The organism is Ruegeria sp. AB9 (assembly GCF_056542585.1).
The window spans coordinates 937,277-961,287 of the sequence record NZ_JBQGAA010000001.1 but is presented as its reverse complement, the minus strand read 5'-3'; the positions used below and the strand labels follow the sequence as shown (position 1 = coordinate 961,287).

General features: G+C 58.3%; 22 protein-coding genes and 1 tRNA gene. 9 read left to right on the top strand and 14 right to left on the bottom strand.

All coding sequences use genetic code 11. The features are described from left to right. Positions 1 to 5 precede the first annotated feature (5 nt). From speA to ACR0K5_RS04850, 7 genes are all read right to left on the bottom strand, one after another. Positions 6 to 1,895 carry a biosynthetic arginine decarboxylase gene (gene speA, locus ACR0K5_RS04880; RefSeq protein ID WP_480628585.1) on the bottom strand — a complete coding sequence of 630 codons (1,890 nt, stop codon included), beginning with the start codon at positions 1,893 to 1,895 and terminating at the stop codon, positions 6 to 8. Between the two features lie 101 nt (positions 1,896 to 1,996). Next, positions 1,997 to 3,082, bottom strand: a complete 1,086-nt coding sequence (locus ACR0K5_RS04875; RefSeq protein ID WP_480628584.1) for a DUF1513 domain-containing protein — start codon at positions 3,080 to 3,082, stop codon at positions 1,997 to 1,999. A gap of 3 nt (positions 3,083 to 3,085) precedes the next feature. Next, a complete protein-coding gene (locus tag ACR0K5_RS04870; RefSeq protein WP_480628583.1) occupies positions 3,086 to 4,096 on the bottom strand; it encodes an imelysin family protein in 1,011 nt (336 codons plus the stop codon). 3 nt (positions 4,097 to 4,099) lie between these two features. After that, positions 4,100 to 5,647 (bottom strand): di-heme oxidoreductase family protein, encoded by a 1,548-nt coding sequence (locus ACR0K5_RS04865; protein WP_480628582.1) that lies wholly within the window; start codon positions 5,645 to 5,647, stop codon positions 4,100 to 4,102. Further along, positions 5,607 to 6,092 carry a bacterioferritin gene (bfr, locus tag ACR0K5_RS04860; RefSeq protein ID WP_480628581.1) on the bottom strand — a complete coding sequence of 162 codons (486 nt, stop codon included), beginning with the start codon at positions 6,090 to 6,092 and terminating at the stop codon, positions 5,607 to 5,609. The genes ACR0K5_RS04865 and bfr overlap by 41 nt, the downstream gene beginning before the upstream one ends. Further along, entirely contained in the window at positions 6,040 to 6,273 is a 234-nt protein-coding gene (locus ACR0K5_RS04855; RefSeq protein ID WP_480628757.1) for a (2Fe-2S)-binding protein, read from the bottom strand. Before ACR0K5_RS04855 ends, bfr begins: the two co-directional genes overlap by 53 nt. A 146-nt stretch (positions 6,274 to 6,419) precedes the next feature. Beyond that, positions 6,420 to 7,691, bottom strand: a complete 1,272-nt coding sequence (locus ACR0K5_RS04850) for an imelysin family protein (RefSeq protein ID WP_480628580.1) — start codon at positions 7,689 to 7,691, stop codon at positions 6,420 to 6,422. A gap of 248 nt (positions 7,692 to 7,939) precedes the next feature. Here ACR0K5_RS04850 and ACR0K5_RS04845 point away from each other — a divergent pair, with 248 nt between their 5' ends. Further along, positions 7,940 to 8,497, top strand: a complete 558-nt coding sequence (locus ACR0K5_RS04845; protein WP_480628579.1) for a ZrgA family zinc uptake protein — start codon at positions 7,940 to 7,942, stop codon at positions 8,495 to 8,497. A gap of 310 nt (positions 8,498 to 8,807) precedes the next feature. On the opposite strand, the gene ACR0K5_RS04840 is transcribed toward ACR0K5_RS04845, so the two are convergent. The 3 genes from ACR0K5_RS04840 to ACR0K5_RS04830 all read right to left on the bottom strand — a co-directional run bounded on the left by ACR0K5_RS04840 (position 8,808) and on the right by ACR0K5_RS04830 (position 11,416). Next, positions 8,808 to 8,884: transfer RNA gene (locus ACR0K5_RS04840), tRNA-Met, on the bottom strand. A 72-nt stretch (positions 8,885 to 8,956) separates the two neighbouring features. Then, the gene (locus ACR0K5_RS04835; RefSeq protein WP_480628578.1) at positions 8,957 to 9,943 is read right to left on the bottom strand and encodes an alpha/beta fold hydrolase; all 987 of its coding nucleotides are present in this window, start codon (positions 9,941 to 9,943) and stop codon (positions 8,957 to 8,959) included. Continuing rightward, on the bottom strand, positions 9,944 to 11,416 hold the full coding sequence (locus ACR0K5_RS04830; protein ID WP_480628577.1) for a flavin-containing monooxygenase: 1,473 nt from the start codon (positions 11,414 to 11,416) through the stop codon (positions 9,944 to 9,946). 229 nt (positions 11,417 to 11,645) lie between these two features. Here ACR0K5_RS04830 and ACR0K5_RS04825 point away from each other — a divergent pair, with 229 nt between their 5' ends. The 4 genes from ACR0K5_RS04825 to ACR0K5_RS04810 all read left to right on the top strand — a co-directional run bounded on the left by ACR0K5_RS04825 (position 11,646) and on the right by ACR0K5_RS04810 (position 15,845). Continuing rightward, positions 11,646 to 13,193, top strand: a complete 1,548-nt coding sequence (locus ACR0K5_RS04825) for a trimethylamine methyltransferase family protein (protein ID WP_480628576.1) — start codon at positions 11,646 to 11,648, stop codon at positions 13,191 to 13,193. 71 nt (positions 13,194 to 13,264) lie between these two features. Beyond that, the gene (locus ACR0K5_RS04820; protein WP_480628575.1) at positions 13,265 to 14,368 is read left to right on the top strand and encodes a mandelate racemase/muconate lactonizing enzyme family protein; all 1,104 of its coding nucleotides are present in this window, start codon (positions 13,265 to 13,267) and stop codon (positions 14,366 to 14,368) included. Between the two features lie 14 nt (positions 14,369 to 14,382). Beyond that, positions 14,383 to 15,114 carry an SDR family NAD(P)-dependent oxidoreductase gene (locus tag ACR0K5_RS04815; RefSeq protein WP_480628574.1) on the top strand — a complete coding sequence of 244 codons (732 nt, stop codon included), beginning with the start codon at positions 14,383 to 14,385 and terminating at the stop codon, positions 15,112 to 15,114. Beyond that, positions 15,111 to 15,845, top strand: coding sequence for an SDR family NAD(P)-dependent oxidoreductase (locus tag ACR0K5_RS04810; RefSeq protein ID WP_480628573.1), 735 nt, complete (start codon positions 15,111 to 15,113; stop codon positions 15,843 to 15,845). The genes ACR0K5_RS04815 and ACR0K5_RS04810 overlap by 4 nt, the downstream gene beginning before the upstream one ends. Positions 15,846 to 15,855: 10 nt before the next feature. Here the strand turns inward: ACR0K5_RS04810 and ACR0K5_RS04805 are convergent, their stop codons facing one another. From ACR0K5_RS04805 to ACR0K5_RS04790, 4 genes are read right to left on the bottom strand one after another with little or no spacing between them, the layout of a single operon-like run. After that, entirely contained in the window at positions 15,856 to 17,196 is a 1,341-nt protein-coding gene (locus ACR0K5_RS04805; protein ID WP_480628572.1) for an NAD(P)/FAD-dependent oxidoreductase, read from the bottom strand. After that, positions 17,193 to 18,689, bottom strand: coding sequence for an aldehyde dehydrogenase (locus ACR0K5_RS04800; RefSeq protein WP_480628571.1), 1,497 nt, complete (start codon positions 18,687 to 18,689; stop codon positions 17,193 to 17,195). The genes ACR0K5_RS04805 and ACR0K5_RS04800 overlap by 4 nt, the downstream gene beginning before the upstream one ends. Positions 18,690 to 18,692: 3 nt before the next feature. After that, a complete protein-coding gene (locus tag ACR0K5_RS04795; RefSeq protein ID WP_480628570.1) occupies positions 18,693 to 19,610 on the bottom strand; it encodes a dihydrodipicolinate synthase family protein in 918 nt (305 codons plus the stop codon). A 7-nt stretch (positions 19,611 to 19,617) separates the two neighbouring features. Further along, complete coding sequence (locus ACR0K5_RS04790) at positions 19,618 to 20,328, bottom strand: GntR family transcriptional regulator (RefSeq protein ID WP_480628569.1); 711 nt, start codon at positions 20,326 to 20,328, stop codon at positions 19,618 to 19,620. Between the two features lie 168 nt (positions 20,329 to 20,496). Between ACR0K5_RS04790 and ACR0K5_RS04785 the strand changes: the two genes are divergently transcribed. The 4 genes from ACR0K5_RS04785 to ACR0K5_RS04770 all read left to right on the top strand — a co-directional run bounded on the left by ACR0K5_RS04785 (position 20,497) and on the right by ACR0K5_RS04770 (position 23,828). Next, a complete protein-coding gene (locus ACR0K5_RS04785) occupies positions 20,497 to 21,447 on the top strand; it encodes a GlxA family transcriptional regulator (RefSeq protein ID WP_480628568.1) in 951 nt (316 codons plus the stop codon). A 450-nt stretch (positions 21,448 to 21,897) separates the two neighbouring features. Beyond that, entirely contained in the window at positions 21,898 to 22,305 is a 408-nt protein-coding gene (locus ACR0K5_RS04780) for a hypothetical protein (protein ID WP_480628567.1), read from the top strand. Next, positions 22,302 to 23,609 carry a relaxase/mobilization nuclease domain-containing protein gene (locus ACR0K5_RS04775; protein WP_480628566.1) on the top strand — a complete coding sequence of 436 codons (1,308 nt, stop codon included), beginning with the start codon at positions 22,302 to 22,304 and terminating at the stop codon, positions 23,607 to 23,609. Before ACR0K5_RS04780 ends, ACR0K5_RS04775 begins: the two co-directional genes overlap by 4 nt. A gap of 12 nt (positions 23,610 to 23,621) precedes the next feature. Continuing rightward, complete coding sequence (locus tag ACR0K5_RS04770) at positions 23,622 to 23,828, top strand: hypothetical protein (RefSeq protein WP_480628565.1); 207 nt, start codon at positions 23,622 to 23,624, stop codon at positions 23,826 to 23,828. Positions 23,829 to 24,011: the final 183 nt, after the last annotated feature.

Sequence of the window (24,011 nt, the reverse complement as noted above, 5' to 3'; positions counted from 1 at the left end):
GGGGGTTATTCGTAATAGGTGTAGCCATTGATCGAGTCGCGATAGGCGCTCATCAGGGTTTTGCGGTCTTTGGCTTTCAGAGTACCGGTCGAGATCGCCTCGTCCACCATTTTGCGGAAGGCGGCAACACAATCCTGCGGGTCGAACTCGACATAGGACAGGACCTGACTGATCGTGTCGCCCTCTTGTTCATGTAGCAAATCGAAGCCACCATCGGCGCGCAGGTCGATGGTGACAACATTTGTGTCGCCGAATAGGTTATGCAGATCGCCCAGAGTTTCCTGATAAGCGCCGACGAAGAAGACGCCCATATAGTATTCATCTTCCTCCGGCAGGGAATGCACCGGCAAGCTGGGCGAGACGCCATCAGCCAGAATGAACTGGTCGATCTTGCCGTCGCTGTCGCAAGTGATGTCGGACAGGACCGCGCGGCGGTCCGGGGGCTGGTTCAGGCCCTGCAACGGCACGATCGGGTGCAGCTGGTCTATAGCCCAGACGTCGGGCAAGGATTGAAACAGCGAGAAGTTGCAGTGGTAGATATCGGCCACTTTCTCAAGCTGGTCGTCTACGTCCGTTTCCAGATCATCGCTGGCTGCCATTGCCTTGAGCCGGGCCATCAGGGACAGGTAAATGCGCTCGGCCCGCGCCATCTGCCGCAGGTCGACATAGCCGCGGCGGAACAACGCGCGCAGTTCGTTGCGGTAAAACGTGGCGTCGTTCCAGCATTCTTGCAGGCGGTCTTTGCTGAGATAGCTATGCACGGCAGCAAGGTCTGAAACCAGGTGGTGATCGTCTGGCTCCACCTCGGGGCCGTTGGGTGCGTCATACAATGTGCTTTCCAACACGTTGAACACCAGCATCGACGATGTCGCCACCACTGCGCGACCGCTTTCGGTGACCAACGTGGGGTGGTCGATCTCGGCCTCATCCATCGCGTAGGCCACGGTTTCCACGACATTGGCGCAGTATTCTTCGACCGTGTAGTTGATCGAGTTCTCTGCCGCCTTTTTCTCGCCTGTGTAATCCACACCCATGCCGCCGCCGAGGTCCAGATGGGTCAGCGGCACGCCCTCGCGCATCAGCTCGGTGTAATACCGGCACGCCTCGCCCACGGCGCGGCGCACGTCGTTGACGTCCTGCACTTGCGATCCAAGATGCGAGTGCTGCAGCTTCAGGCAATGCAGCAAACCGGCTGCTTTCAGCTTGTCCACCGTGGCGACCAATTGGTCGGTGTTCATGCCAAAGGCCGAGCGGTCACCCGAGCTTTCTTCCCACTTGCCGCTGATCTGGTTCGTCAGCTTGACGCGGACACCGATCAGGGGTTCGATGCCCAACTCTTTATAGACATCGATCACCGTGTCGGCTTCTTTCGGGCTTTCCAGCACGATCACCGTGTTGAAGCCGATCTTGCGGGACAGGATGGCCAACTGGATAAACTCGGCATCCTTGACGCCGTTGCACACGATCAGGGCTTCGCTGGCCAGACGATGCGCCAGCGCGATCACCAGTTCGGGTTTGGACCCGGCCTCGAGCCCATAATTGTACTTCTTGCCGAATTCGACGATCCGGTCGACGACCTGTGCCTGCTGGTTCACTTTGATCGGGAACACACCTCGATAGCTGCCCTTGAAACCCACGCGGGCGATAGCATCGCGGAAACTTTGGTTCAGATGCGCGATTTCGTGTTCCAGATAGGAAGCGACGCGCAGAACCATCGGGGCTTTGATGCCGCGGTCGTCCAGATCGCTGAGAATGCCTGGCAGGCTGATTGCAGCGGCTTCGAGCGCTAAAGGATTGCGCAGACCGATCTCGCCCCGCTCCGTCACCTCAATGAGGCCTTTGCCCCATTTCTCAACCCCGTAGATGGAATGCGGTGCGTCGGGCGTCTGTTTCAATCAAGTCGGTCCTTAACGTAGGGGTGCCAGTTTCGCGCCCGCCAATACGGCAGCTGTTCGATTCTTCCAAGTGTAAACTATGTGACAGCGAAAACCGAGTTTTACGCAGGGCGGCGGATTGGGATCAGGTGATTGTCCCATTGACACTTTGCGCGGGTCTGGATCACAGGGTTGGCAGTGGTCAACGCTCCGAACACTCCGGTTCCTGTGGTGAAAACCAAACCGTCTGCGCCGGAACCAAGCCCGCAGACGTCCTGCAACTCAAACGCATCCTTAAACGCGCTGCTGGCAATGTCGAACCGATGCAGCGCGTTGCCACGTGGGCAGGTGATGGCAATGGTTGCACCGTCCGCCGAGAACGCAATGCTGCCCGCATAGCCCTGCAGTGTGCTCTGATCCTGCTCAGGTGCTGACAATAGACGCGGGTTTTCCCCCCGGCGGTGAAGGCCCAAAAGGGGCGGGTGCTCGGCTTTGCTGCCCTGCCACTGCATCGCGAAGCCCACCAACCCGTCCGGATGTACCGCCAGATGGCGGATCGAGTTCTTATGGAGCCTGTGCGACAGTGACATCTGCTCCTGCACCGCGCCGGACAGGGTGAGATACGTCAGATTGGGCTCCATCGTCGGCAGGTTCAGCTTTGTACGCCCGGTCTCGGGATGGGTTTCGATCCCGCCATTGGCAATCACAAGCGTTTTCCCGTCCGGCATCAGACGCATATCATGGGGACCCACTCCTCCGGACGGGAATTCGCCCAGCCGGGCAAAGGTCTCGGCGTCCCAGACACCAATGATACCTTCTCCGGCTTCGTAATCGTTTTCAGTGGCAAAGAAATACTTGCCATCTGCTGAGAAAACGCCATGGCCAAAGAAATGGCGACCTTTCGGAGCCTCCAGTTGTGCAATCGGTGAACCCGTCCCGCAATCAATCACGACGGCAAAGGTGCCCGGACGGCGCGCAAAGGCGACAGCCTGTGCTTTGAACGGATGTGCCGCCGCCGCATGCCCACGCGCGGGAAGGGGCACAGAAAAGAGGATCGTTCCCTGTGCATCCAGTCCGGCCAGTCGGTACGAGCCATCCGGAAACAGCCCTGCCGCCAGAAAATCAGGCGCCCCGACCGAAGCCCAGCTGCGGATCGGGGAGAGGGTGGTTGCGGCCAGACCGGCCAGAAATTGACGGCGCGATGTCATGGTTTAGTCCCCGTCCAGCGAATTGAAGCCCGCGCTGATGCCCAATGTCGGACCAAGTTCTGTTGAAGCAATGGCGCGAATATCGTGGATGGACTGTTGCAGGGCCTCAATGCGGAACCGGGCTTGTGGGTCTGCAACTCCGGCCAGCGCTGGGTCGTCAATGGATTGGGCATTCTCGATGGCGCGCGCAAAGGCGGCATCCAGGTCGGCGGCAGTTTCAGGATGATCAAAGGACAATCGCGCCGCGAGGTCACGCAGGGCTACCAACGACAATTCCACATGACGCAAAGACCGCTCTGACCGTCGCGCTTCAGCCCGGTTCGGACGCGGGCGGTCGAACGTGCCCAATGGCCGGCCCAGTCGTGTGTCGGCTGTGAACTCAAGGCCCGTGGACAAAGCCTTGAACAATTCCTGCATCGCTTCGTCCTGTGTCCGGTAGCGGCTGTCCTCTCCAGGGCGGGTCAGGTTCGGGGCATAGCTTTGCCAGTCCTCGGCCATCGCCCGGGCGTTGGCATCAATATCCGACGTGATCGCCTTGATCAGCGCGCAGCGGTATTCCGCATTGCCCGGTTCGGCAAAAACGGGATCGTACAACATTCTTTCGAGCGCAAAGAACCCTCGCCCCGCTATGGATGTCTCGGCATAGGCCTCCGGGCTTTGCACAGCGTCATCCTCGATCGCGATGTGCTGCGAAAGTGCCTTGGAGGTGAACCCTTTCGTATCGGGCCAGAATGCCATGGCAAAGGCGCGGTCCTCGACCTCGGTCGGACCGAACCGTAGGTGGCTGGCCGAAACCCAGCTGTCGAAGGCAGCATCATAAGCCGCGCGCAGCGCTGGCGAGGTCGGTTCGCAATCCACCAGCGATGCACTGACCAGAGCACCGGTCGTTTCCGGCAGATTGCCGAACCGGGGCAGGATATGCGTCTCAGTTACGTCCATCAGGATCGGGGCGCGATCCTGAGCCTGCGCGGCAAACGGCAATATCAAAGCTGCAACAAGGGTGAGAATACGCATGGGTCAGAGGCTCTCCAGAAATTGGATCAGGGCGTCTCGGTCGGCTTTTGGCATCGACACAACTGTATCACGCGCGGCCTGAGCTTCACCTCCATGCCACAGGATCGCCTCAAGCAGGTTTCGTGCCCGACCATCGTGCAGAAACTGAGTGTGGCCCGAGACACGTTCCGTCAGACCAACGCCCCACAGCGGCGGTGTGCGCCATTCCCGGCCCGTCGCGCGGGCCTCGGGGCGATGATCAGCCAGACCCTCGCCCATGTCATGCAGCAGCAGGTCGGTATAGGGCCAGATCAGCTGAAAACTGTGCTCGGGGCGATCTTCCATACGGTGAGTGACATAGGCCGGAGTGTGGCACGATGCGCAGCCGGTCGTGTGAAACACCTCTTTCCCGCGCAGCACGTCGGGATCGTCCACGTCGCGACGGCCGGGTACACCCAGATTGCGGCTGTAAAAGTCAACCAGATCCATGCCCTGCTGATCGATCTCAAATTCGCGCACGTCATTGTCGCCATGCGGGGCTTCAACGCAGTTCACCTGCAAATCCGTGCAGTCCCCCTGTGGCGCCGGGTAGAGCGGGCTGGAAATCCCGATGTCCCCCGCGAAGGCGGCGGCTGATTGCTCCATGATCGTCGGCATACCCGCCTTGTACCCAAACCGGCCCATCATCGACGCGCCATATTCAAGAGACCAGACGATGTTCGGGCGGCCCGAGATGCCGTCCCCATCCACATCATCCGGGTCCGCCCTGGCCAGCAGATCTTCGACCGGGATCGCTTCCAACAGGCCAAGCCCGATCATCTGAGGCGCGACCCGCGGGCTCAGCATCGCATCCGGGTGCAGTGGGCCATATCCCAGTTCATCCGCCCGGTATGTCGGGCGCCGCAGCGATGCGGCCTCTCCGTCAGATAGCTCAATCGGGATTTCTTCGTACGAGATATCCAGCCGGTACTCTGCCGGATGCCCCGCCAGCGCAAAATCCTGCATCTGCCCGCCATAGTTGGGTTCGGGCAGGGTGGCGATGTAATCTTCTATCTCGGCATAGCCATCTTCCGGTGTGCCGGGGATGGAAACCCGCAGGAACATCGAAACCGAGTTGTCATCGGGGCCGTTTGGTGTGTGCCCGCGCCCATCCTTGACGTGACAGCGCTGGCAGGACCGCGCGTTATAAAGCGGTCCCAGTCCGTCAGAGGCCAACGTGGATGCTGGCGACGAGACCCAGATTTTCTTGAATAGCCCGTTTCCGACCCTGAAATCCAGTTCCTGCTCGAAGCTCAGATTGCCTGAGGGTTGCGAAAACGCGTCCGCATCGTTGCGAACCCGGACCGTCGCAGCCCCGGCAGACAAGTCTTCAAACGGCTGCGGCACGCTGTAGTCCTGCGGCGGCGCAGTGACAGCAGCAATGCGGGCGCGTTCATCATCGGTGCGGGGGGTGATATTCAGATGCAGATCCTGCAGCTCGGCTGACAGGGAAGGGGTGGCCGCAAGGGCGACCACCGACAGAGTAAGAAGGCTACTCGCCTTCGTCCATTTTCGATGCGTTGAGTTGCGCATAATTGGCTTCGCCGATCCTTTCGTACAGGTCGAGCTGCGTTTCGAGGAAGTCGATATGCCCCTCTTCATCGGACATCAACTGCTCGAACAGCGACATAGAGACATAGTCGCCGGCGTCTCGACAATATTCGCGCGCTTCCTTGTAAAGAGCCCTTGCGTCGACTTCAGCGGCCAGGTCGCATTCCAGCGTTTCCTTGGGCGTCTGTCCGATCCGCAGCGGGTCCAGTTTCTGAAGGTTGGGGTGGCCTTCCAAAAAGATGATCCGTTCGATCAGCTTGTCCGCGTGCCCCATCTCTTCGATGCTTTCCTCGCGGCTTTTCTGGGCCATATGGCCAAGTCCCCAGTCTTCCTGCAATCGGTAGTGCAGCCAGTACTGGCTGACAGCCGTCAGTTCATGCCGCAGAGATTTGTTTAGATATTCGATGACCTTTGGATCGCCCTTCATCTGTTTTCTCCTGTGATGCTCCGGCGCGTAAGGCGCGGAGCTGCATCGGTACTTCCAGATTACTGCTTGCCCTCATTGTGTCTAGGAAAAGCGGCATGCACCCGCCGCAATCCGCCGACTTCCCGAGCGCATGGTAGATTTTACCGGGGGTGATGATGGTCTGCGAATCCGCCGTGCGCATCCAGTCGATGGCCGCGCGGATATCGTGATCGGATATGTTGGTGCAGTGGCAGACAATCATTGATGCTGACTCATTTTCTGCGCCTCGGCGGGCAACCAGGAGGGTTTGAATGGGCCGGGGGATGTACCTTCCGGCCCGCTCGGTGGTTACTGGAATACCGCGCTGGGGTCATCCAGGCTGTCCGATCCTTCGAATTCGATCCCGTCCAGCTCCAGCGCAGTTACGATGCGTTCGATGGTCTTGGTCTGATCGACCAACCCGTTTACGCCGCCCATGATCAGGGCTTCGCCGCCTTCGTTGCCGCGTTCCAGCATCTGGTCATAGGCAAAGCCCGCCTCGGCAGTCGATTTGATCTTGCCCAGTGCCTGCATTGTGGCCGCCAGTTTCGCTTTCATCTCTAAATCCAGCGCCGGATCGGCTGCGATGACCAGATCGGCCAGAGATGCGCCCGAAACAGGGGTGCCATCAATGCGGGTATAGCTGCCCAGATAAACGTTCTGGATACCCAGACCATCATAGTAATGGCTGTTGTGGGTGTTGTCCGAGAAGCAATCATGCTCTTCCTCGGGATCATTCAGCATCAGACCCAGACGCATCCGTTCACCGGCCTGTTCGCCATATGACAGCGAGCCCATGCCGGTCAGGATCGCGCTGACACCTGCTGCTTCGTTCTCCATCAAGGTTGCGCGGGCCGCACCGCCTTCTTTCCACTGATCCGCCATCCAGGCCAGATCGCTGATCAGCAGTTCGGTTGCGGCGCTCAGATACTGGGCACGACGGTCGCAGTGTCCGCCGGTGCAGTCTTCGCCCTGCGCATAGTCGGTGGCTGGTCGGTTGCCTGCACCGGTGCCATGGCCATTCATGTCCTGGCCCCACAGCAGGAACTCGATAGCGTGATAGCCGGTTGCAACGTTGGCCTCGATACCGTCGGCTTCGTGCAACGTCTCGCTCAGCAGTTCAGGGGTGATTTCGCCAGCATCAATGGTCTCACCCGACAATTGGAAGCTCGGGTTGGCGATAACGTTCAGCACGGCGAACTCGTTCTCGTCGGTCGCGCCGCCATAGGCCGGGTCAACATAGTCGATCAAACCTTCGTCCAATGGCCAGGCGTTCACCTTGCCTTCCCAATCATCAACGATGGCATTGCCGAAGCGATAAACTTCAGTTTGCTGATAGGGGACGCGCGCAGCAACCCACGCCGCGCGTGCCGCATTCAGCGTAGCGTCCGACGGATCGGCGATCAGCGCGTTGACCGCATCCTGCAGGGACCTGGCTGCAATCAGGCTGTCATCAAACTTGGCTTCGGCAATATTGGCATAGGTGTTCAGTACATCTGCTTTGGCCGGGGCATCACCTGAGATCGCGGCGGTTGCCGCGCAGAACGTCAGGGCGCTGGCAGTGATAAATAGCTTGGTCATAGGAGTCGGTGCTTTCCTGTCAGAACTGTCAGATCACGCGGGAATACCCCGCAGGTTTCGCGAGGAATTAACTGAGTGAATTAGTCAGCAATGTCAACCTGAGTTTTATTGTCGGAAATAAGTTGGAGGTGTAAAACCTCATGACCCTCCCCATTTCTGGCGGGGTCCGACCCAAGGGTTAACGTTGCGTGGCGGGTGATTCGCGTTAAAATCGGTGTTGTGATTCTGTTAAAGGCGGTTGTTGGTTAATGAAGTGCTATGTTCTGGCCTTGTCCCTCTTTCCTGCGGTACTTGCTGCCCAAGCAACGCAAATCACATCTTCCCATCAACACGGGTCTGGCCAATTGGATATCGTGTTCACGGACACGGAATTTTCGCTGTCACTCAGGGTTCCAAGCATGGACATAATCGGGTTCGAAACCCCGGTTGCGAATGATGACGAGCGTACGAGTGTCGCCATCGCGATATCCGAGCTATCCAAGCCTCTGGAACTGTTTGTCGTTCCACCTGAGGCCGTGTGCTTTACCGCTGCTGCACATGTGATCCTGACGCATGAGATTTCGGCGCATCAGGACAAGGCGGGCGAAGGGGCCACCTCATCCGCGGATGGCGAACACTCGGAATTTCAGGCAGATTACGTTATTCAATGTCAGGATATGGACGCGTTAAACACGATCGAGTTCGCATATTTCGGGAGGTTCAGCGGTACAAAGAAGCTGAACCTTCGTGTTGGTTCGGACGAGGCGTCCAGCACCCACGAAATCACCCGCGCCAAGCCCAGTCTGGATTTGGCGCAAATCCGATAGATGCTTGTTTTTGCAGGCCAATCCACGCGTCAACTTTCAAGGCGTAACTAAGGAACTTAGGTGGCGAAGCCCTTGTCTGGACGACGGTCCACAAAAAAATTCTTTGAAAACACAATCTCGCTGACACTGGTACTGGCTGGGCCGATTACAATCGTTGACCATCTGTATCCGCTCACGTCCACTCCTACGTGCGAGACAACCCAGAATTTTGGCGATTTTGGCATGCCATAATACCTTGCCAGCTTGAATCGGGTGATGGTTTGGCTTGGATTAGGCCATTGGTTAACACGCGGTTTTCTGGGTGGGATTTTGGTAGCGGAGGAGGGACTTGAACCCCCGACACGCGGATTATGATTCCGCTGCTCTAACCAACTGAGCTACTCCGCCTTGAGTGAGAGGCGATTTAAGCGAGGGGCCGGGGAGGGTCAAGAGGGAAATCATCCAACCCGAAGAATTCTTTCACACGCGCTCAGATGGCATGTCCTGCAAGGGCGCCTGAGGGGATGTCGTAGCTTCCGCCATCCTGTGAATGAAGGCGGCGCAGGTTTCGGGTTCTGTGATCGGAATCATATGACCGAATTCGCCCAGTTCTTCATAGCTCAGTCCAAAATCAGTCATTGTCGGCCCATGCAGCAACGGGGACAGTATTGCGTCCTGACGGCCATACAAAATGCCTCCGGGTACGGTCAGGTCCGGATAGCGTGCGACCTGTGCGTTTATGCTCGCGTCGACACCGGCAATGTCCTGAGACGCTGTAATAAAGGCGGAAGGCCGCAGGCCAAGCGCACCGCCTGCCCGATCCAGAAAGTCATCAGGCGGGGTTTCTGGGGCAAACGCTGCGCCCAGCGTGTGCGGCGCGGTTTTCGACGCCAGAGGTACGGCAAGCGTGTTGCCGATCAGACTGCGCAACCATTCGGTCCGGATCTCGAGCGGTTTGAAGATCGCCGGGGTTTCCGGCAATTTGTGCGTCAGCGGTGCCAGCAGCGCCAGACCGGCGACCCGGGCGGGATGGTCTAGCGCCATTGCCAGTGATACTGCGCCCCCCAGCGAGTGCCCGACCAACACGGCCCGATCCACGCCTTTGGTATCCAGAAACTCGGCGATCATGCCAGCCTGATGCGGCAATTGCGCCAACTCGGCGGCATCGCGTGTTGAATACCCGCATCCCGGACGGTCCAGTGCGATAACGTGGTAGTCTTCGGCCAGAAGATCTACCAGCGCATAGGTGAAATGCTGCAATTGCCCGGCCAGACCGTGGATCATGACAATGGTCTGCGCCTCGGGGTTGCCCTTTTCCACGTAGTGGATGCTGCCGCCGCGAACGGGTGTGATCTGACCCAGTTGCGGCACGGTCTCAAGCCCCTGGCGCATTATTTTCCGGGTCCACAGGTTCATGACAATCAGGAAGGCGACAAGGACGGCGATCACGATCAGAACGGTTGTCATTCAATTCTCTCCATTGCCATGGGCGGCGGGCCTGTACTGCTCCAGCCCTGATTGTGCCATGCGTTTCTGGAACTCGGCAACAGTGCCGGGCCAAAGGGTCGTGTTCCGCCCTTCCGCATCTATGTACCACGATGTGCAGCCCCCTTCCTGCCATACGCTGTCTGCGTGGCGGTTCTGCATTTCCTGCGTGAACGCCGCCTGTTTGATTGCGTCCGGAGTGATCGCAGACAGACCTTTGCGCTGCATCTCGCTCAGAACCCGGCCGATATGTCCGACCTGAGCCTCGATCATCAGCACGACCGAGTTATGCCCCAGCCCGGTATGCGGACCCAAAAGGAGGAAGAAATTGGGAAAGCCCGCAATCGCGGTGCCCAGATGCGCGCACATGCCGTCCGACCAGGCAGAGCGCAGCGTCAACCCATCAGAACCGGTAATGTCCAACCGCTCGACCACATCGGTGACGTGAAATCCCGTGCCCCAGATCAGGGCATCCGCCTGAATTTCGGTGCCATCTGCTGCGGTGATTGTGTCAGCGTCAATTCGGGTGACACCGTGTGGTACGACGCTGACATTGTCGCGGGCCAGGGTCGGGTACCAATCATTCGAGCTTAGGATGCGTTTGCAGCCGATCCGGTAGCCGGGGGTCAGAATCTGACGTTCTTCCGGATCGGTAATGGCACGCTCCAGTGCCTTCCGCCACATTCCTAAGGCAAAATTCACCGCGCGTTCCTCACCGCGAAACACACGGTGACGAAATTCGAAGATCATGAAAACCAGCTTTCGCCGAATGCGAGGCAAAATGGAAAAGCGGGCATACAGATTGCGCACCCAGGACGCAATCGGACCGTCCGGGCGCGGCATGACGTAAGGCGCGCTGCGCTGAAAGATCGTGACATGACCTGCAACCTTGGCGATCTCGGGTACAAACTGCACGGCCGAAGCCCCGGTACCTACGACAGCCACGATTTTCCCAGTCAGATCGACATCATGATCCCATTCGGCAGAATGGAAACAAGGGCCGGAAAAACTGTCTGCGCCGGGGATATCTGGAACGCTGGGATGATGCAGCGCACCAATGGCAGAGACCAGAAACCGTGCCGACCAGAGCTGGCCATCCATGGTTTCAACCTGCCAGTGGGTGCCATCCCATCTGGCCGATTTCAGTTCCTGCCCAAAGTGACACAGATCATACAGACCTTCCTGACGCGCGACATTTTGCAGATAAGCCTGAATTTCGGCGCCACCGGCATACGCACGGCTCCAATGCGGATTAAGGTGGGTTGCCATGGAATAGAGATGCGACGGCACATCACAAGCGACACCGGGATAGGTGTTTTCCCGCCACGTCCCTCCGATATCATCGGCTTTTTCCAGAATCGTGATATCGTTGACGCCGCGTTTGCGCGCCTCAAGCGCCATCGTCAGGCCTGAAAACCCGGCGCCGACGATCAGCATTTCTGTCTTGTGGTGCATGTATGCGCGTCTCCTGATACAACCATACGTTTACCTGTTGCAGATGTATGCTCTGGCTTGGCTGTGAACTAAGTCACACAGAGAAACATGACCGGACGTCTTTTCACGCAGAATGGCAGGAAAAATGCACTGGCGTAAACCGTGTCGCTTCCTGCAAGCACATATCGCAATCAGAGAGGTGGTTGCGCTGCGAATCCGTCAGTTTGAATCAAAATTGGAGGATAACCCTTTGACTATTCGCACTGCCGCGCGTTCCGGCGGACGCTCTGCCCGCCGCGCCAAACGTACCGCTCCGAACTTTGCCATGCTGCCGGGTCTGACCCGAGGTATTCCGGTTTGCGAAGTCATGGACGGAAGCCAGGTCGAACGCATTGACGGCGCGGCAATGGACATTCTGGAAAATGTTGGCGTCCAGTTCCGAGACCCCATCGCGCTGGAAGACTGGAAGAAAGCCGGAGCCAAGGTTGACGGAGAGCTGGTCTATCTGGATCGCCACATGGTGCGCGAACTGATCTCAACTATCCCGGCTCAGTTTACTTATCACGCGCGCGATCCACAAAAGAACCTTGCACTGGGCGGCAAACACTCGATCTTTGTGCCGATGACCGGCGCGCCCTTCCTGCGCGATCTGGACGATGTGCGCCGGAACCCGACGCTTGATGATCTGGCGATGTTCCACAAGCTGTCGCACATGATGCCCGCGCTGCACAGTTCGGCCCACCATATCGTCGAGCCCTACGATCACCCGATCAGCCAGCGGCACCTGCGCATCACCTATTCGTCGATGAAATACTCGGACAAGACCTTCATGGGCATGACCACCTCGCCCAAGAACGCCGAGGACGTGATGGATATGTGCGATATCCTGTTCGGTGAAGGTTTCATCGATGAGCATCCCGTCACCACCGGCAACTGCAACGGCAACAGCCCGCTGGTCTGGGACGAAACCATGCTGGGGGCGATGCGCGCCTTCTGCCGCCGCAATCAGCCGGTTCTGTGCTCACCTTTCGTTCTGGGTGGCGCGAACACGCCTGCATCGGTGCCCGCGACCGTGGCGCAGCTGACTGCCGAGGCGCTTTCGGCGCTGGCCTATACGCAGGTGATCCGCAAGGGGTGCCCGGCGATCTGGGGCCATTACCTGTCGACCGTGTCGATGAAATCCGGGGCACCCATGGCGGGCACGCCCGAGATCAGCCTGATGAACTTCATGATCGGTCAGATGGCGCGGTATTACGACGTGCCATGGCGTACCTCGAACACGCTGGGCGGGGCCAAGACCTTTGATGCGCAGGCAGGCTACGAATCTGCCACGACGCTCAGCGCGGTGATCCACGCCGGGGCCAACTATATCTGGCATTCGGCAGGCTGGAACGAAGCGGGCATGCACTGCTCGGTCGCCAAGTTCGTCGTAGACGCGGAACAATGCGCGATGGCTTACCGCATGGCTGAAGGGCCGAAATGGCATGATTTCGATCAGGCTTTGGCCGCGGTTCCGGATGTAGGCCCTGGCGGCCATTATCTGGGCCATCCGCATACGCAGGACAATTTCCAGACCGCGTTCTTCATGCCGGAATTGTTCGACAACAACTCAATCGAGCAATGGGTGGCGGAAGGTGAAGTTGAAATTACCGAACGCGCGCTGAAACACGCCAAGAAGCTGTTGGCCGAATATGAAGAGCCGAAGCTGGACGAAGCCAGGAACGAAGCGCTTCTGGATTATATCGCCCGCCGCGAGAGGGAAATACCGGCAGCAGATGAGTTGAACCAGACATACTGATATACACTCCCCGTACTGGCCCACCCGTATCCCGGGTGGGTCCTTTTTTCGTTCAGGACAGATAAAACAAGATGAAGATCGCCGAACTGCACATCTACAGCCACGACCTGCCAGTCAAAAATGGGCCCTACACTATGGCCAATGCGGAGGTTTGGGCGCTGGATACTACGCTGGTCAAAGTCGTGGCGGACAACGGTCTGGTTGGCTGGGGTGAGACTTGCCCGGTTGGCCCGACCTATGCCGAGGCGCACGCGACAGGTGCCCGCGCCGCTCTTGTCGAAATGGCCCCCGGCCTGATCGGGGTTGAAGCGCTGCCCCTGATCCTGCATCGCCGGATGGATGGGCTGTTGAACGGTCATGGTTATGCCAAGGCCGCCATCGACATTGCGGTGCACGACCTGCTTGGTAAACATTTGGGCGTTCCGGTTTCCGATTTACTGGGCGGAGCGGTTTCGGGCAAGGTGCCGTCCTATTATGCCACAGGCGTCGGTGCACCCGACGACATCGCGAAACTGGCTGCCGAGAAAATGGCCGAAGGCTACCCGCGTCTGCAAATCAAGGTCGGAGGCCGCCCGGTCGAGATCGACATCGAAACCATTCGAAAGGTTTGGGACGTGGTCAAGGGATCGGGTATGCGCCTGGCCGTCGACGGCAACCGGGGCTGGACTACACGAGACGCCCTGCGGGTCAGCCGCGAATGCCCCGAAATCCCCTTCATCATGGAACAGCCCTGCAACACAATCGAAGATCTCAGGAAGATCCGGCCTCAGGTCACGCATGGCATCTATATGGATGAAAACAGCACCAGCCTGAACACCGTGATCTCGGCTGCGGGCACCGGTCTGGTCGACGGGTTCGGCATGAAGGTCACCCGCATCGGCGGCCTGCATCCGATGCGCGCCTTCCGCGACATCTGCGAGGCGCGCAACCTGCCCCATACCTGCGATGACAGCTGGGGCGGGGACATCATCGCCGCTGCATGCACCCATATCGGTGCAACCGTTCGGCCCGACCTGCTGGAAGGCGTCTGGCTGGCTGCGCCATATATCGAAGGCAACTACGATCCCGAAAACGGCATCCGGGTCGAGGCCGGGCATATCGCGCTGCCAACCGGGCCGGGGCTGGGCGTGGTTCCTGATGAAGGCCTATTCCGCGCGCCCGTTGCGTCTTTCTGATTGTGGATGATCTCATGAATTTGAATGGAAAATCGGCTCTGGTAACTGGTGCAGCCGGTGGCATCGGGGCATCAATCGTTCAACGCTTGCGTGAAGCCGGGGCGCGGGTCGCCGTCGCAGACCGGCAGGTCGATGGCATTGAGGCTGAGGCGTATCTGCCCGGCGATTTACTTGATCCCATCTATTCTGATCGCTTACCTCAGACCGCGGCATCGGCGCTGGGCGGGCTCGACATCGTGATCAATAATGCCGGTGTCATCACGCGCGGATCTGTCACGGATACGTCTGATGCGGATTGGTCTTTGTCATTGGGCGTCAACGTCGAAGCCCCGTTTCGCATCTGCCGGGCCGCAATTCCGATTATGGCCGAAGCAGGGGGCGGGGCCATCGTCAACACTGCATCCTGTTGGGGTCTGCGCCCTGGCCTAAATCACGCAGTCTACTGCATGACCAAAGCGGCCATCGCGTCCCTGACCCAATGCATGGGCATGGATCACGCCCATCAGGGCATCCGCATCAACGCCGTTTGTCCGAACGAGGTGAATACCCCGATGCTGCGCTCGGGTTTTGAAAAGCGGGGCTTTGACCCGGATACAGCCGTGGCCGAACTGGGTCAGACCGTACCGCTGGGGCGGATTGCCGAGCCGGAAGACATCGCCGACGTCATCATGTTCCTTGTTTCGGACGCGTCGCGATATGTTTGCGGCACGCTGGTTGAAGTCAACGGAGGGAAACCCGTTTCATGAAACGGTTCGATGGAAAGGTAGCGCTGGTCACCGGCGGGCGCAGCGGCATCGGTCAGGCCATCGCCCGCCGGTTGCAGGACGAAGGCGCACATGTCTTTACCGCGCAACGTGGTGAAGACAGCGTATTTCATGGAATTACCGTGGATTTCACCGATCCCAACAGCCCCCCGCAGGTGGTCAGCGAAGTGATCGCGAAATCCGGGCGTCTGGACGTGTTGGTCAACAACGCCGGCATGATGCAGGAAGCCTCGGTCGAGGAGATGAGCCTTGAGGATTGGCACCGCAATCTGACAGTCAACCTGACCGCCCCATTCCTGATGATCAAGGCCGCGCTGCCGCATCTGCGTCAGACCAAGGGCAACATCGTCAATACCGGATCTATCGAAGGGTTGGGCAGCAACCCAGGTCATGCAGCTTATTGCGCGTCCAAGGCAGGGTTGCATGGCCTGACCCGCGCAGTTGCTGTGGATCACGGGGGTGAAGGTATTCGCTGCAATGCTGTTGCGCCGGGATGGATCGATACCGAACTGAACGAGGATTTCATCGAATCCATGCCCGACCCCGCTGCATTCCGTCGCGGCATTGCCAAAATCCACCCTGCCGCGCGTACGGGGCGGCCCGAAGAGGTTGCCGCCCTCGTGGCGTTTCTGGCGTCGGAGGATGCGTGCTTTATCACCGGGCAGGTCTATACGGTGGACGGTGGACGTATGGCCAAACTCAGCTTGCCCTGACGCCCACGCGTCATTCCTTGCCGGATCGCCATTCTTTCCAGATCAGGTAGCTGTTCGCCCCAAGCGAGGCGAACGGCTCGGGCGGCAAGCGCGGAAGGTCTGGTTGTGCCAAAAAATGATCGGCAATCTCTGATCCGCCCTGCATTACCAATTCTGCGATGCCCATGCCTTGCAGAGTACCTCGGGCAATGCCCAGGCCATTCTGACAGCAGGCCGAGAACACACCGTCCTCAAGCTCACCAAAAGCAGCGGATCCATTTCGGCTGAGGCAAAGCATCCCCGCCCAGCGGTGCTCTATCTTCACGTCTGGCAGATGCGGGAAGCGTTCCCGGTACTTGCGGTCATGCACCCAGCCTGCATTGCGCAGCCGCATCGGGCTGGTTTCGATCGTCGGGTGAAAGCTGGACCCGGTACGGATCAGAATGCGATCGCCATAGCTTCCGGAAATGCGCCGGACCGATGTGCCCATCGGGTCCGCCGGGGTCACAGACCAGCGCGATTGCCCGCCCAATGTCTTGATCTGTGCCTCGGTCAGTGGGGCCGAGATCGAGGCGTAAAGGCAGATATGCATCAATTGTCGTTGGTAGAACCCAAAGCTTTCGAGATGGCCGTTGTTGGCCAGAATGATCCGTCCGGTACTGACCTTGGCCTTGGCAGTTTCGACCATCCAGCCTGATCCCTGCTTTTCAAAGCTGGTGACTGGCGAGTTTTCGAATACGTTGATTTGGCCAGCCAGTTGACCCGACAACGCCCGCACATAAGCCGCAGGCTGCACCATCACCGTCCCCGGCGCATAAAGACCCGAGGTGTAATGTGGGCTGCCCGTGATCTCTTGCATCTGCTGCTGGTCATAGAGCGTATGTGGCTCGCCCAATTTGGTCAGATGCTCGGCAAACTTGTGATTGTGCTTATCACCCGCTTTTGTAGCAGCCGCGTTGTACTTGCCGCAGGGGTCGAACATTTCTTGCGGCAGCTCGCAGTCGGCGGCCACCTGGGTTGCAAAAGCGATGGCCTTGCGGTTCAGGGCAATGGCAGCACGATCTGCCTCCAACGCGTCGCCCGCGTAGTTGTCCGAAGCCAGATCATGCGGCAGGTCGATCATGAACCCGGAATTCCGCCCGGCCGAGCCATCGGCAAATCGGCCCGCTTCCAGCAGAACAATTTTCAGCGACGGGTCCAGTTGATGCAGCCGCCGCGCCGTGCTGAGCCCGGCGAACCCGCCACCGACAATGGTGATGTCGGCGGTCAGGTCCTTTTCAAGCACCGGCAGAGGCGTTTGGGGCGGCAGGATGGCATTCCATCCCGCCGGGCCCGTCTGCCGGGGCAGTCTTTTGGCCTCGAACCGTGTCAATCGACGGCCTCGTCCGCGTCATCGGCAAGATCGATCCAGATGGTTTTCAACTGGGTGTACTGGTCATGCGCGTGAACCGAGTTGTCGCGTCCGCCAAAGCCTGATTGCTTGTAGCCACCAAATGGCGTAGTGATGTCACCCTCACCAAAACTGTTGACCGTCACGGTGCCCGCCCGAATGGCCCGCGCACCCCGAATGGCGCGTTTGGCGTTGGCCGTAAAGATCGAGGCGCAGAGGCCATAGTCGGTGTCATTGGCGATCTTGATGGCTTCGTCAAAGCCCGACACTTCGATCACCGACAGGACCGGGCCGAAGATTTCCTCGCGCGCCAAGGTCGAGTCGTTGCCGGGCACTTCGACCACAGTGGCCTCGACAAAGCCTTTGTCCGCCTTGCCGCCGATCACCACGTTCTCGGCCTGATCCAGATAGCCACAGACCTTGGTGTAGTGCCCTTCGCTGACCAACGCGCCCATGCGGGTTTCCGGGTCCAGCGGGTCGCCGATGTTCCATTCCTTGGCGTGATGCGCGATGCGTTCCAGCAGTTCCACCTTCACTTTCTTGTGCACGATCAGGCGGGATGAGGCCGAGCAATTCTCGCCCATGTTCCAGAAAGCGCCGTTCACCACATGCGCGGCCACGCGGTCAATATTTTCGGCGTCGTCCATCACGATGGCCGGGTTCTTGCCACCCATCTCAAGCACCACCTCTTTTGCGTTGCTTTCGGCGGAATAGGTCAGGAACCGCTTGCCGGTGACGGTCGAGCCTGTGAAGGACACCATGTCGATATCCATATGTCGCCCGATGGGTTCGCCGACCTCTGCGCCGCCACCGGGGACGATGTTCAGAACACCGCGCGGCAGACCGGCCTCCATCGCCAGTTCGGCCATGCGAAGTGCGGTCAGCGTGGTTTCAGCCGCCGGTTTCACCACCACCGAACAGCCTGCCGCCAGAGCCGGACCGATCTTCCAGGCCAGCATCAGCAGTGGGAAGTTCCACGGCAGCACCAACCCGACAACGCCAATCGGCTCGCGCACCACCATGGCGATGTGATCGTCACTGGCGGGCGAGACCTGATCATAGATCTTGTCGATCGCTTCAGCGTGCCATTTCAGGCAGTGGATGGTCTCGGGCACGTCCACGGTTTCGCAGTCGTAGATGGTCTTACCGCTGTCGATACTCTCCATCACCGCCAGTTCGCGCGCGTTACGGGTCATCAGTTTGCACAGCCGGATCAGCACATCCTTGCGTTCGGACGGGTGCAGTCTCGACCAGCGGCCATCGTCAAACGCCTCACGCGCCTTTTCGACGGCAAAATCCACATCCGCTGCGCCGCAGGCCGCGATATCGGCCAGCTTGTCGCCTGTGGCCGGGTTCACAGTCTCAAAGGTTTCACCCGAGATCGCTGGGCGGAAAGCGCCATCAATGAAGGCTCCGGTTGGCAGGGTCAGGCCTGCGGCGATGGATTTGTATTCGTCCTGTGTCAGCAGTTCCATGCCTTAGCCCTCCGCCACGATGTCAGCGATTGTTTTCTTCAACACGCGCGTCACCTGTTCCAGCGCGCGTTTGTCGTCCTTGTTGAGACCCTTCAGCGGAGGCCGCATCGCGCCCGCATCAATCCCGTTCATGGTCACGCCATGCTTGATCGTCTGGATGAACTTTCCGCCCTGTTCCAACACCCGCATCAGCGGCATCATCGCCGACATGATCCGGCGACCTTTGGCAAAGTTCCCTTCGATCACGCAGGCCTGATACAGCGCCACGTGTTCCGCAGGCAGGAAGTTCGATCCGCCGCAGACCCAGAAGGGAGCGCCCCAGGCGAAGAACTCCAGCGCCTGATCATCCATGCCGCAGCCCAGCTGGATATGTGGATAGTCCCGCGCCAGCAGGTGCACCCGGTTGATATCGCCCGAGCTTTCCTTGATGCCGCAGAAATTCCGGCTGCGGCCCACACGGTCCAAAAATTCTTCACCCATCATCGTGCCGGTGCGGTGCGGGTAGTTGTACAGCATTACCGGCAGATCGGCGGCCTTGTCGATGGCCAGCGCGTTCAACGCGTTTTCGCGGTCGGTTGGCACTGAATATGGCGGACTGGCCAGCAGGATTGCATCTGCGCCGATCTCACGCGCTCCGGTCGCCAGCGCAATAGAATCCGGCGTCAGCATCGCGCCTGTGCCAACCACTAATGGCAACCGGCCCTTCAACTGCTCATGCGTGAATCTGGCTAGTTTCAGCCGTTCTTCGACGGTCTGGGCATAGTTCTCGCCGGTCGAGCCACCCGAGATCAGGCCATGCACGCCATTCTCGATCAGGTATTCGATCACGTCGGACAAAGCGTCCCAATTCACGCTGCCATCGTCGTGATAGGGCGTGACCACAGGGGTATAGATCCCCTCAAATTTGAAAATCGGGTTCATTCCGTCCTCATGCAGGTTTCGAAAGGGGCGGGACGCCCATCGGGACATCCAGCGCGTCAGGCATTACGAACATTTCAATTTGATCGCGTGACAGGTTCCAGTGGTCCTCGGCTAGCTTGGCTGCCTCAGCCTCATCGCGCGCCTCGATGGCTGCGATGATCGCGTCATGCTGCTGGCTGGCCAGCGACAGGTTTTCCGACATTTCACCGGTTTGCGGACGGTAGAATGTCATGCCGATCCGTGCGTGATCGATCAGCAGCCGGTTGAACGAAGGCAGAAGGTAAACATTGCCGGACATCTCGCCGGTCACGTCATGAAAGCGGTTGTTTGCCAAGGCACGGTCCTCGCCGGACCCGGATCGCAGTGCAGCTTTGAACGCCTGCTGCGCCTCTTTCAAGTTATCGATCTGCGCGTTCGTTGCGTTCATTGCTGCCAGACGCAGGATCGCGCCATACACCATGGGCGCGGCGAGAAAGAAATCGCGCAGAGTGGTGTAGGACATTTCCGACACGCGGGCGCTGCGGTTTGTTCGCAGGTCCAGGTAACCTTCGCCAGCCAGTTGACGAAACACCTCGCGCAGCGGCGTGCGCGACAGGCCGAATTCATCCGACAGATGCGCCTCATCCAGATCGGTACCCGGGCGCAAGCGCAGCGTCAGGATAGACACTTTCAGATACTCTCTTAACGCGCTTTTGCGTGACTTGGCTTCGTCTTTCATACTTTGGCCTCATCATTTCTTTCGGTGGCCGCGTTCGAATCGTGTGCGGTCACAGTTTAGTATTCTAAGAAAATACAACTTGTATACATAAAAAATTCGTGCAGCATAAGCGCCTGCGAAATAGACTCACTTTTGGGGCATCGTCCCAGCTTGGAAACGGTACTGCTCATGCCCCAGATGCGGCACATCTCATTCATCCTGATCGAGGAGTTCTCGCACCTCGCCTTTTCCTGTGCGGTCGAACCGTTGCGGATCGCCAACCTTGTGAGCGGCGAAGAGCTGTACAGCTGGTCCTTTGTGTCCGAACACGGCGAACAGGCTGTGTGCTCCAACGGATCCATTACACTTGTGCATTCCGGGCTGGACGGCTTGACCAAAAGCGATCAGCTTTTTGTTCTGTCGGGCATTCACATGCGCGACCACGTCACCCGACCCCTGCTTGCTACCCTGCGCCGCGAACGTGCGCGTGGCACGCCAATCGGAGCCCTGTGCTCTGGGGCGTGGGTGTTGGCCAAGGCCGGTTTTCTCGACGGGATGGAGGCGGCGATTCACTGGGAATATCACGACGCGTTCATGGAAGCCTTTCCCCAGGTCAATCTGGTGCGCAGCGTATTTGTGGCTGATGAAAAGCACATTACCGCATCTGGCGGTACCGCGACGGCGGATCTGATGCTGCACCTGATCGAACGCGACCACGGCGAGGAACTGGCCATCGATGTGGCCGATCAGATGGTCTATAACGCCGTGCGCAATGCCACGGCAAAACAGCGCGTTTCCCTGCAATCACGCAATGGAATGCGCAATGCGCACCTCGCCAAGGCGATTACCATTATGCAGGACAGTATCGAAACCCCGATTTCCCCCTCCTTCATCGCAGAAGAGCTTGGTATTTCAACACGACAGCTTGAGCGGTTGTTCGGAAAATATCTGAACACGTCGCCGAAGAAGTACTTCATGGAAATGCGGCTGGAGCGCGCTCAGAAACTGTTGCTGCAGACCGAAGCGTCCGTCACCGAAGTCGCCGTGGCCTGTGGTTTTGAAAACCCGGGCCATTTTTCACGCGTCTATCGGTCAAGCTTTGGTGTCACCCCGCACGCGCAGCGCAACAAGATAGACTGACATTGCCTGATGGTGGACTTGCCGAGCCCGATACGGCAGGGGATGCCGTTCGCTATCGACCCAAAGCAGGCCTGAACGGTCATCCCCCTAACCCTGCCGAGATACCCCCTCATTAAAACCGGACTAGTCAACAGATCGGCAGGATGATGTACCAATAGATATGGATATTGGCATAAGTTTTACGAGAACTTGTCATACATGAGTTTCTTGTGCCCTTATTCGTTAATCTTTGCCTCAATTCGAGACGTCTGTTTTTGCGAGAAAAATGGTAACGACCAAAAAACATCAACGGCCAAAGACTCGACCACCGGCCGTTTGGATCACGTTTGGTTTCTGCAATGTATGGAATGGTGCGCCTAGAGAGAGAAAGTTTGAACTCTCTCTTTGAGGTTCTAGAGGAATGGGAAGCCCATCTCGCATCTTTGGATCGTAACGATCTGAGGTGCGATGATGACGAAATCGCGCCATGAATTTAACGCCAGTGCTAAGGCTGCAAAGAAGCGGGAAGCGCCGTTTTCACTGCGCCTGACCTTTGAAGAACGCGCCCAGTTGGAGGAAGCCGCCAATGGTTTGCCTCTGGGAGCTTACATCAAGGCTGTCCTGTTTGGCGGTGATCTGACCAAAGTGCGCCGCCGCAATACCAACCCCGTTGCCGATCACGAGGCTCTGGGGCGCATTCTGGCATCTTTGGGCGCTTCCCGCCTATCCAGCAATCTCAATCAGCTTGCACGCGCCGTTAATACTGGCACCCTGCCTGTTCATCCTGAAATCGAAGCCGAACTGAAAGACGCCTGTGCCGCTATTGCAGCGATGCGGGGCGAATTATTGCGCGCGTTGGGATCGGAGAGTGGCCCATGATCCTGATAGGCAACATACGCGGCTCGGGCAAAGAATTGGCACGGCATTTGATGAATGCCCGCGACAATGAACATGTTGAATTGCATGATCTGCGCGGATTTGTGGCTGATGATCTGCATGGCGCGATGCAGGAAAGTGAGGCCGTGACACGCGGAACGCGCTGCACGAAACCGTTCTTTTCCCTGAGCCTCAACCCACCGGAAAATGAAGATGTCCCGATTGAGGCCTTTGAATCTGCGATTGGCCAGATCGAAGTCCGGCTTGGCCTGGAGAACCAACCCCGTGCCATTGTCTTCCATGAAAAGGAAGGTCGCAGACATGCGCATTGTGTCTGGTCGCGCATTGATGGCGAGCGGATGAAAGCGATAGAATTGCCGTACTACAAGAACCGCCTGAATGATGTCTCGCGGGAACTGTATCTGGAACATGGCTGGCCGTTGCCGGAGGGCTTTCGTGATAAGCAAAACCGCGACCCTCTGCGCTTTACCTTGGAAGAGTGGCAGCAGGCAAAACGCACGAAGCAAGCCCCTAAGATAACGAAATCTCTGATCCGCGAATGCTGGAACGGTTCTGATAACGCTCAGTCTTTTGAGGCGGCGCTACAAGACAAAGGGTTTTGGCTTGCCCGCGGGGATCGGCGTGGTTTTGTCGCCGTGGACTGGCGGGGTGAGGTCTATTCGCTCAGCAGGATGACAGGCGTAAAGACCAAAGACCTGAAATCCCGCCTTGGTGATCCAAAGGAGTTGCTCTCCACGGATGAGGCCAAAGCCCATATTGGCGCGCGTCTGACACCCAAGCTGCAAGCCTGGGCGAAGGACGAAGAGCAAAAAGCCCTTAAGGCAAATCTCGCGGCGCAGTTCCAGCGGGAACAGATGGTACAACGCCATCGTAAATTGCGCAGTGATCTCAAGCGCCAGCAGGAAGAGCGCTGGCTTCGAGAAGAAAAGGTACGGGCTGAGCAGACGCCCAGAGGTATTCGCGGCTTGTGGGGCTGGGTAACGGGCAAAAACCGGAAAATCCGCCACCAAAACGAAGCTGAAATTGCCCGCGCAAAAACCCGTGACCGGAATGAAAAGCAGGATGTGATCCGTAAACAACTAGCCGAACGCCGGGTGTTGCAGCGTCAGATCAAGCTCGCCCGAGAAAAGCAGCAGCAAAGATTACAGGAACTGAATCGGGATGTTGCGCAAGCGATGAAACTTGGCCGTGTGCCTGAGACTGCTCAGCAAAAGACCAAAAAACGCGACCGCCAACACGACACTACCAGCCGGGATCGGGGCAATGATTTTAACCCTAACCAGTGAAAGGAGAAAGCCATGAGACACACACTCATGCTAAATCTGGACGACCACCACGCACGACAACTTGACGAGCTAAGCCGCCATTTCAAACTGGCTGCTGAGGATACGCTGCGTCTTGCCATTCGGCTGGCTCATGCCAACCGCAGCAAACCCGATGTACTGGTGCCGGAATACAAGCCGCGTCAGAGGCATAACTGCCCGGATGACAACACGCCTTGTTGATGCCCTCACTCGTGGAAACGGTTACGAAGAGGCGATTTTCGACATTGGCTTAGTGCTTGGGTCATTTTTCGACGCCTGTGATTGAATTTCGACATCAGCCATGGTACATTGATTTTCCGCTTTCCTCTCGTTGGTGCGGTATTTTTCGACTTAAGTGAAAGATTTTCGACAATGCAGATTGTA

Bases quoted from the DNA above. Each gene is read 5' to 3' on its own strand.
- ACR0K5_RS04800 (WP_480628571.1), bottom strand. From the start codon at position 18,689: ATGGAACTGCTGACACAGGACGAATACAAATCCATCGCCGCAGGCCTG.
- ACR0K5_RS04780 (WP_480628567.1), top strand. From the start codon at position 21,898: ATGACGAAATCGCGCCATGAATTTAACGCCAGTGCTAAGGCTGCAAAG.
- ACR0K5_RS04855 (WP_480628757.1), bottom strand. From the start codon at position 6,273: ATGCGCACGGCGGATTCGCAGACCATCATCACCCCCGGTAAAATCTAC.
- ACR0K5_RS04790 (WP_480628569.1), bottom strand. From the start codon at position 20,328: ATGAAAGACGAAGCCAAGTCACGCAAAAGCGCGTTAAGAGAGTATCTG.
- ACR0K5_RS04810 (WP_480628573.1), top strand. From the start codon at position 15,111: ATGAAACGGTTCGATGGAAAGGTAGCGCTGGTCACCGGCGGGCGCAGC.
- ACR0K5_RS04785 (WP_480628568.1), top strand. From the start codon at position 20,497: ATGCCCCAGATGCGGCACATCTCATTCATCCTGATCGAGGAGTTCTCG.
- ACR0K5_RS04815 (WP_480628574.1), top strand. From the start codon at position 14,383: ATGAATTTGAATGGAAAATCGGCTCTGGTAACTGGTGCAGCCGGTGGC.
- bfr (WP_480628581.1), bottom strand. From the start codon at position 6,092: ATGAAGGGCGATCCAAAGGTCATCGAATATCTAAACAAATCTCTGCGG.
- ACR0K5_RS04850 (WP_480628580.1), bottom strand. From the start codon at position 7,691: ATGACCAAGCTATTTATCACTGCCAGCGCCCTGACGTTCTGCGCGGCA.
- ACR0K5_RS04775 (WP_480628566.1), top strand. From the start codon at position 22,302: ATGATCCTGATAGGCAACATACGCGGCTCGGGCAAAGAATTGGCACGG.
- ACR0K5_RS04870 (WP_480628583.1), bottom strand. From the start codon at position 4,096: ATGCGTATTCTCACCCTTGTTGCAGCTTTGATATTGCCGTTTGCCGCG.
- ACR0K5_RS04835 (WP_480628578.1), bottom strand. From the start codon at position 9,943: ATGACAACCGTTCTGATCGTGATCGCCGTCCTTGTCGCCTTCCTGATT.
- ACR0K5_RS04830 (WP_480628577.1), bottom strand. From the start codon at position 11,416: ATGCACCACAAGACAGAAATGCTGATCGTCGGCGCCGGGTTTTCAGGC.
- ACR0K5_RS04875 (WP_480628584.1), bottom strand. From the start codon at position 3,082: ATGACATCGCGCCGTCAATTTCTGGCCGGTCTGGCCGCAACCACCCTC.
- ACR0K5_RS04845 (WP_480628579.1), top strand. From the start codon at position 7,940: ATGAAGTGCTATGTTCTGGCCTTGTCCCTCTTTCCTGCGGTACTTGCT.
- ACR0K5_RS04770 (WP_480628565.1), top strand. From the start codon at position 23,622: ATGAGACACACACTCATGCTAAATCTGGACGACCACCACGCACGACAA.
- ACR0K5_RS04820 (WP_480628575.1), top strand. From the start codon at position 13,265: ATGAAGATCGCCGAACTGCACATCTACAGCCACGACCTGCCAGTCAAA.
- ACR0K5_RS04795 (WP_480628570.1), bottom strand. From the start codon at position 19,610: ATGAACCCGATTTTCAAATTTGAGGGGATCTATACCCCTGTGGTCACG.
- ACR0K5_RS04865 (WP_480628582.1), bottom strand. From the start codon at position 5,647: ATGCGCAACTCAACGCATCGAAAATGGACGAAGGCGAGTAGCCTTCTT.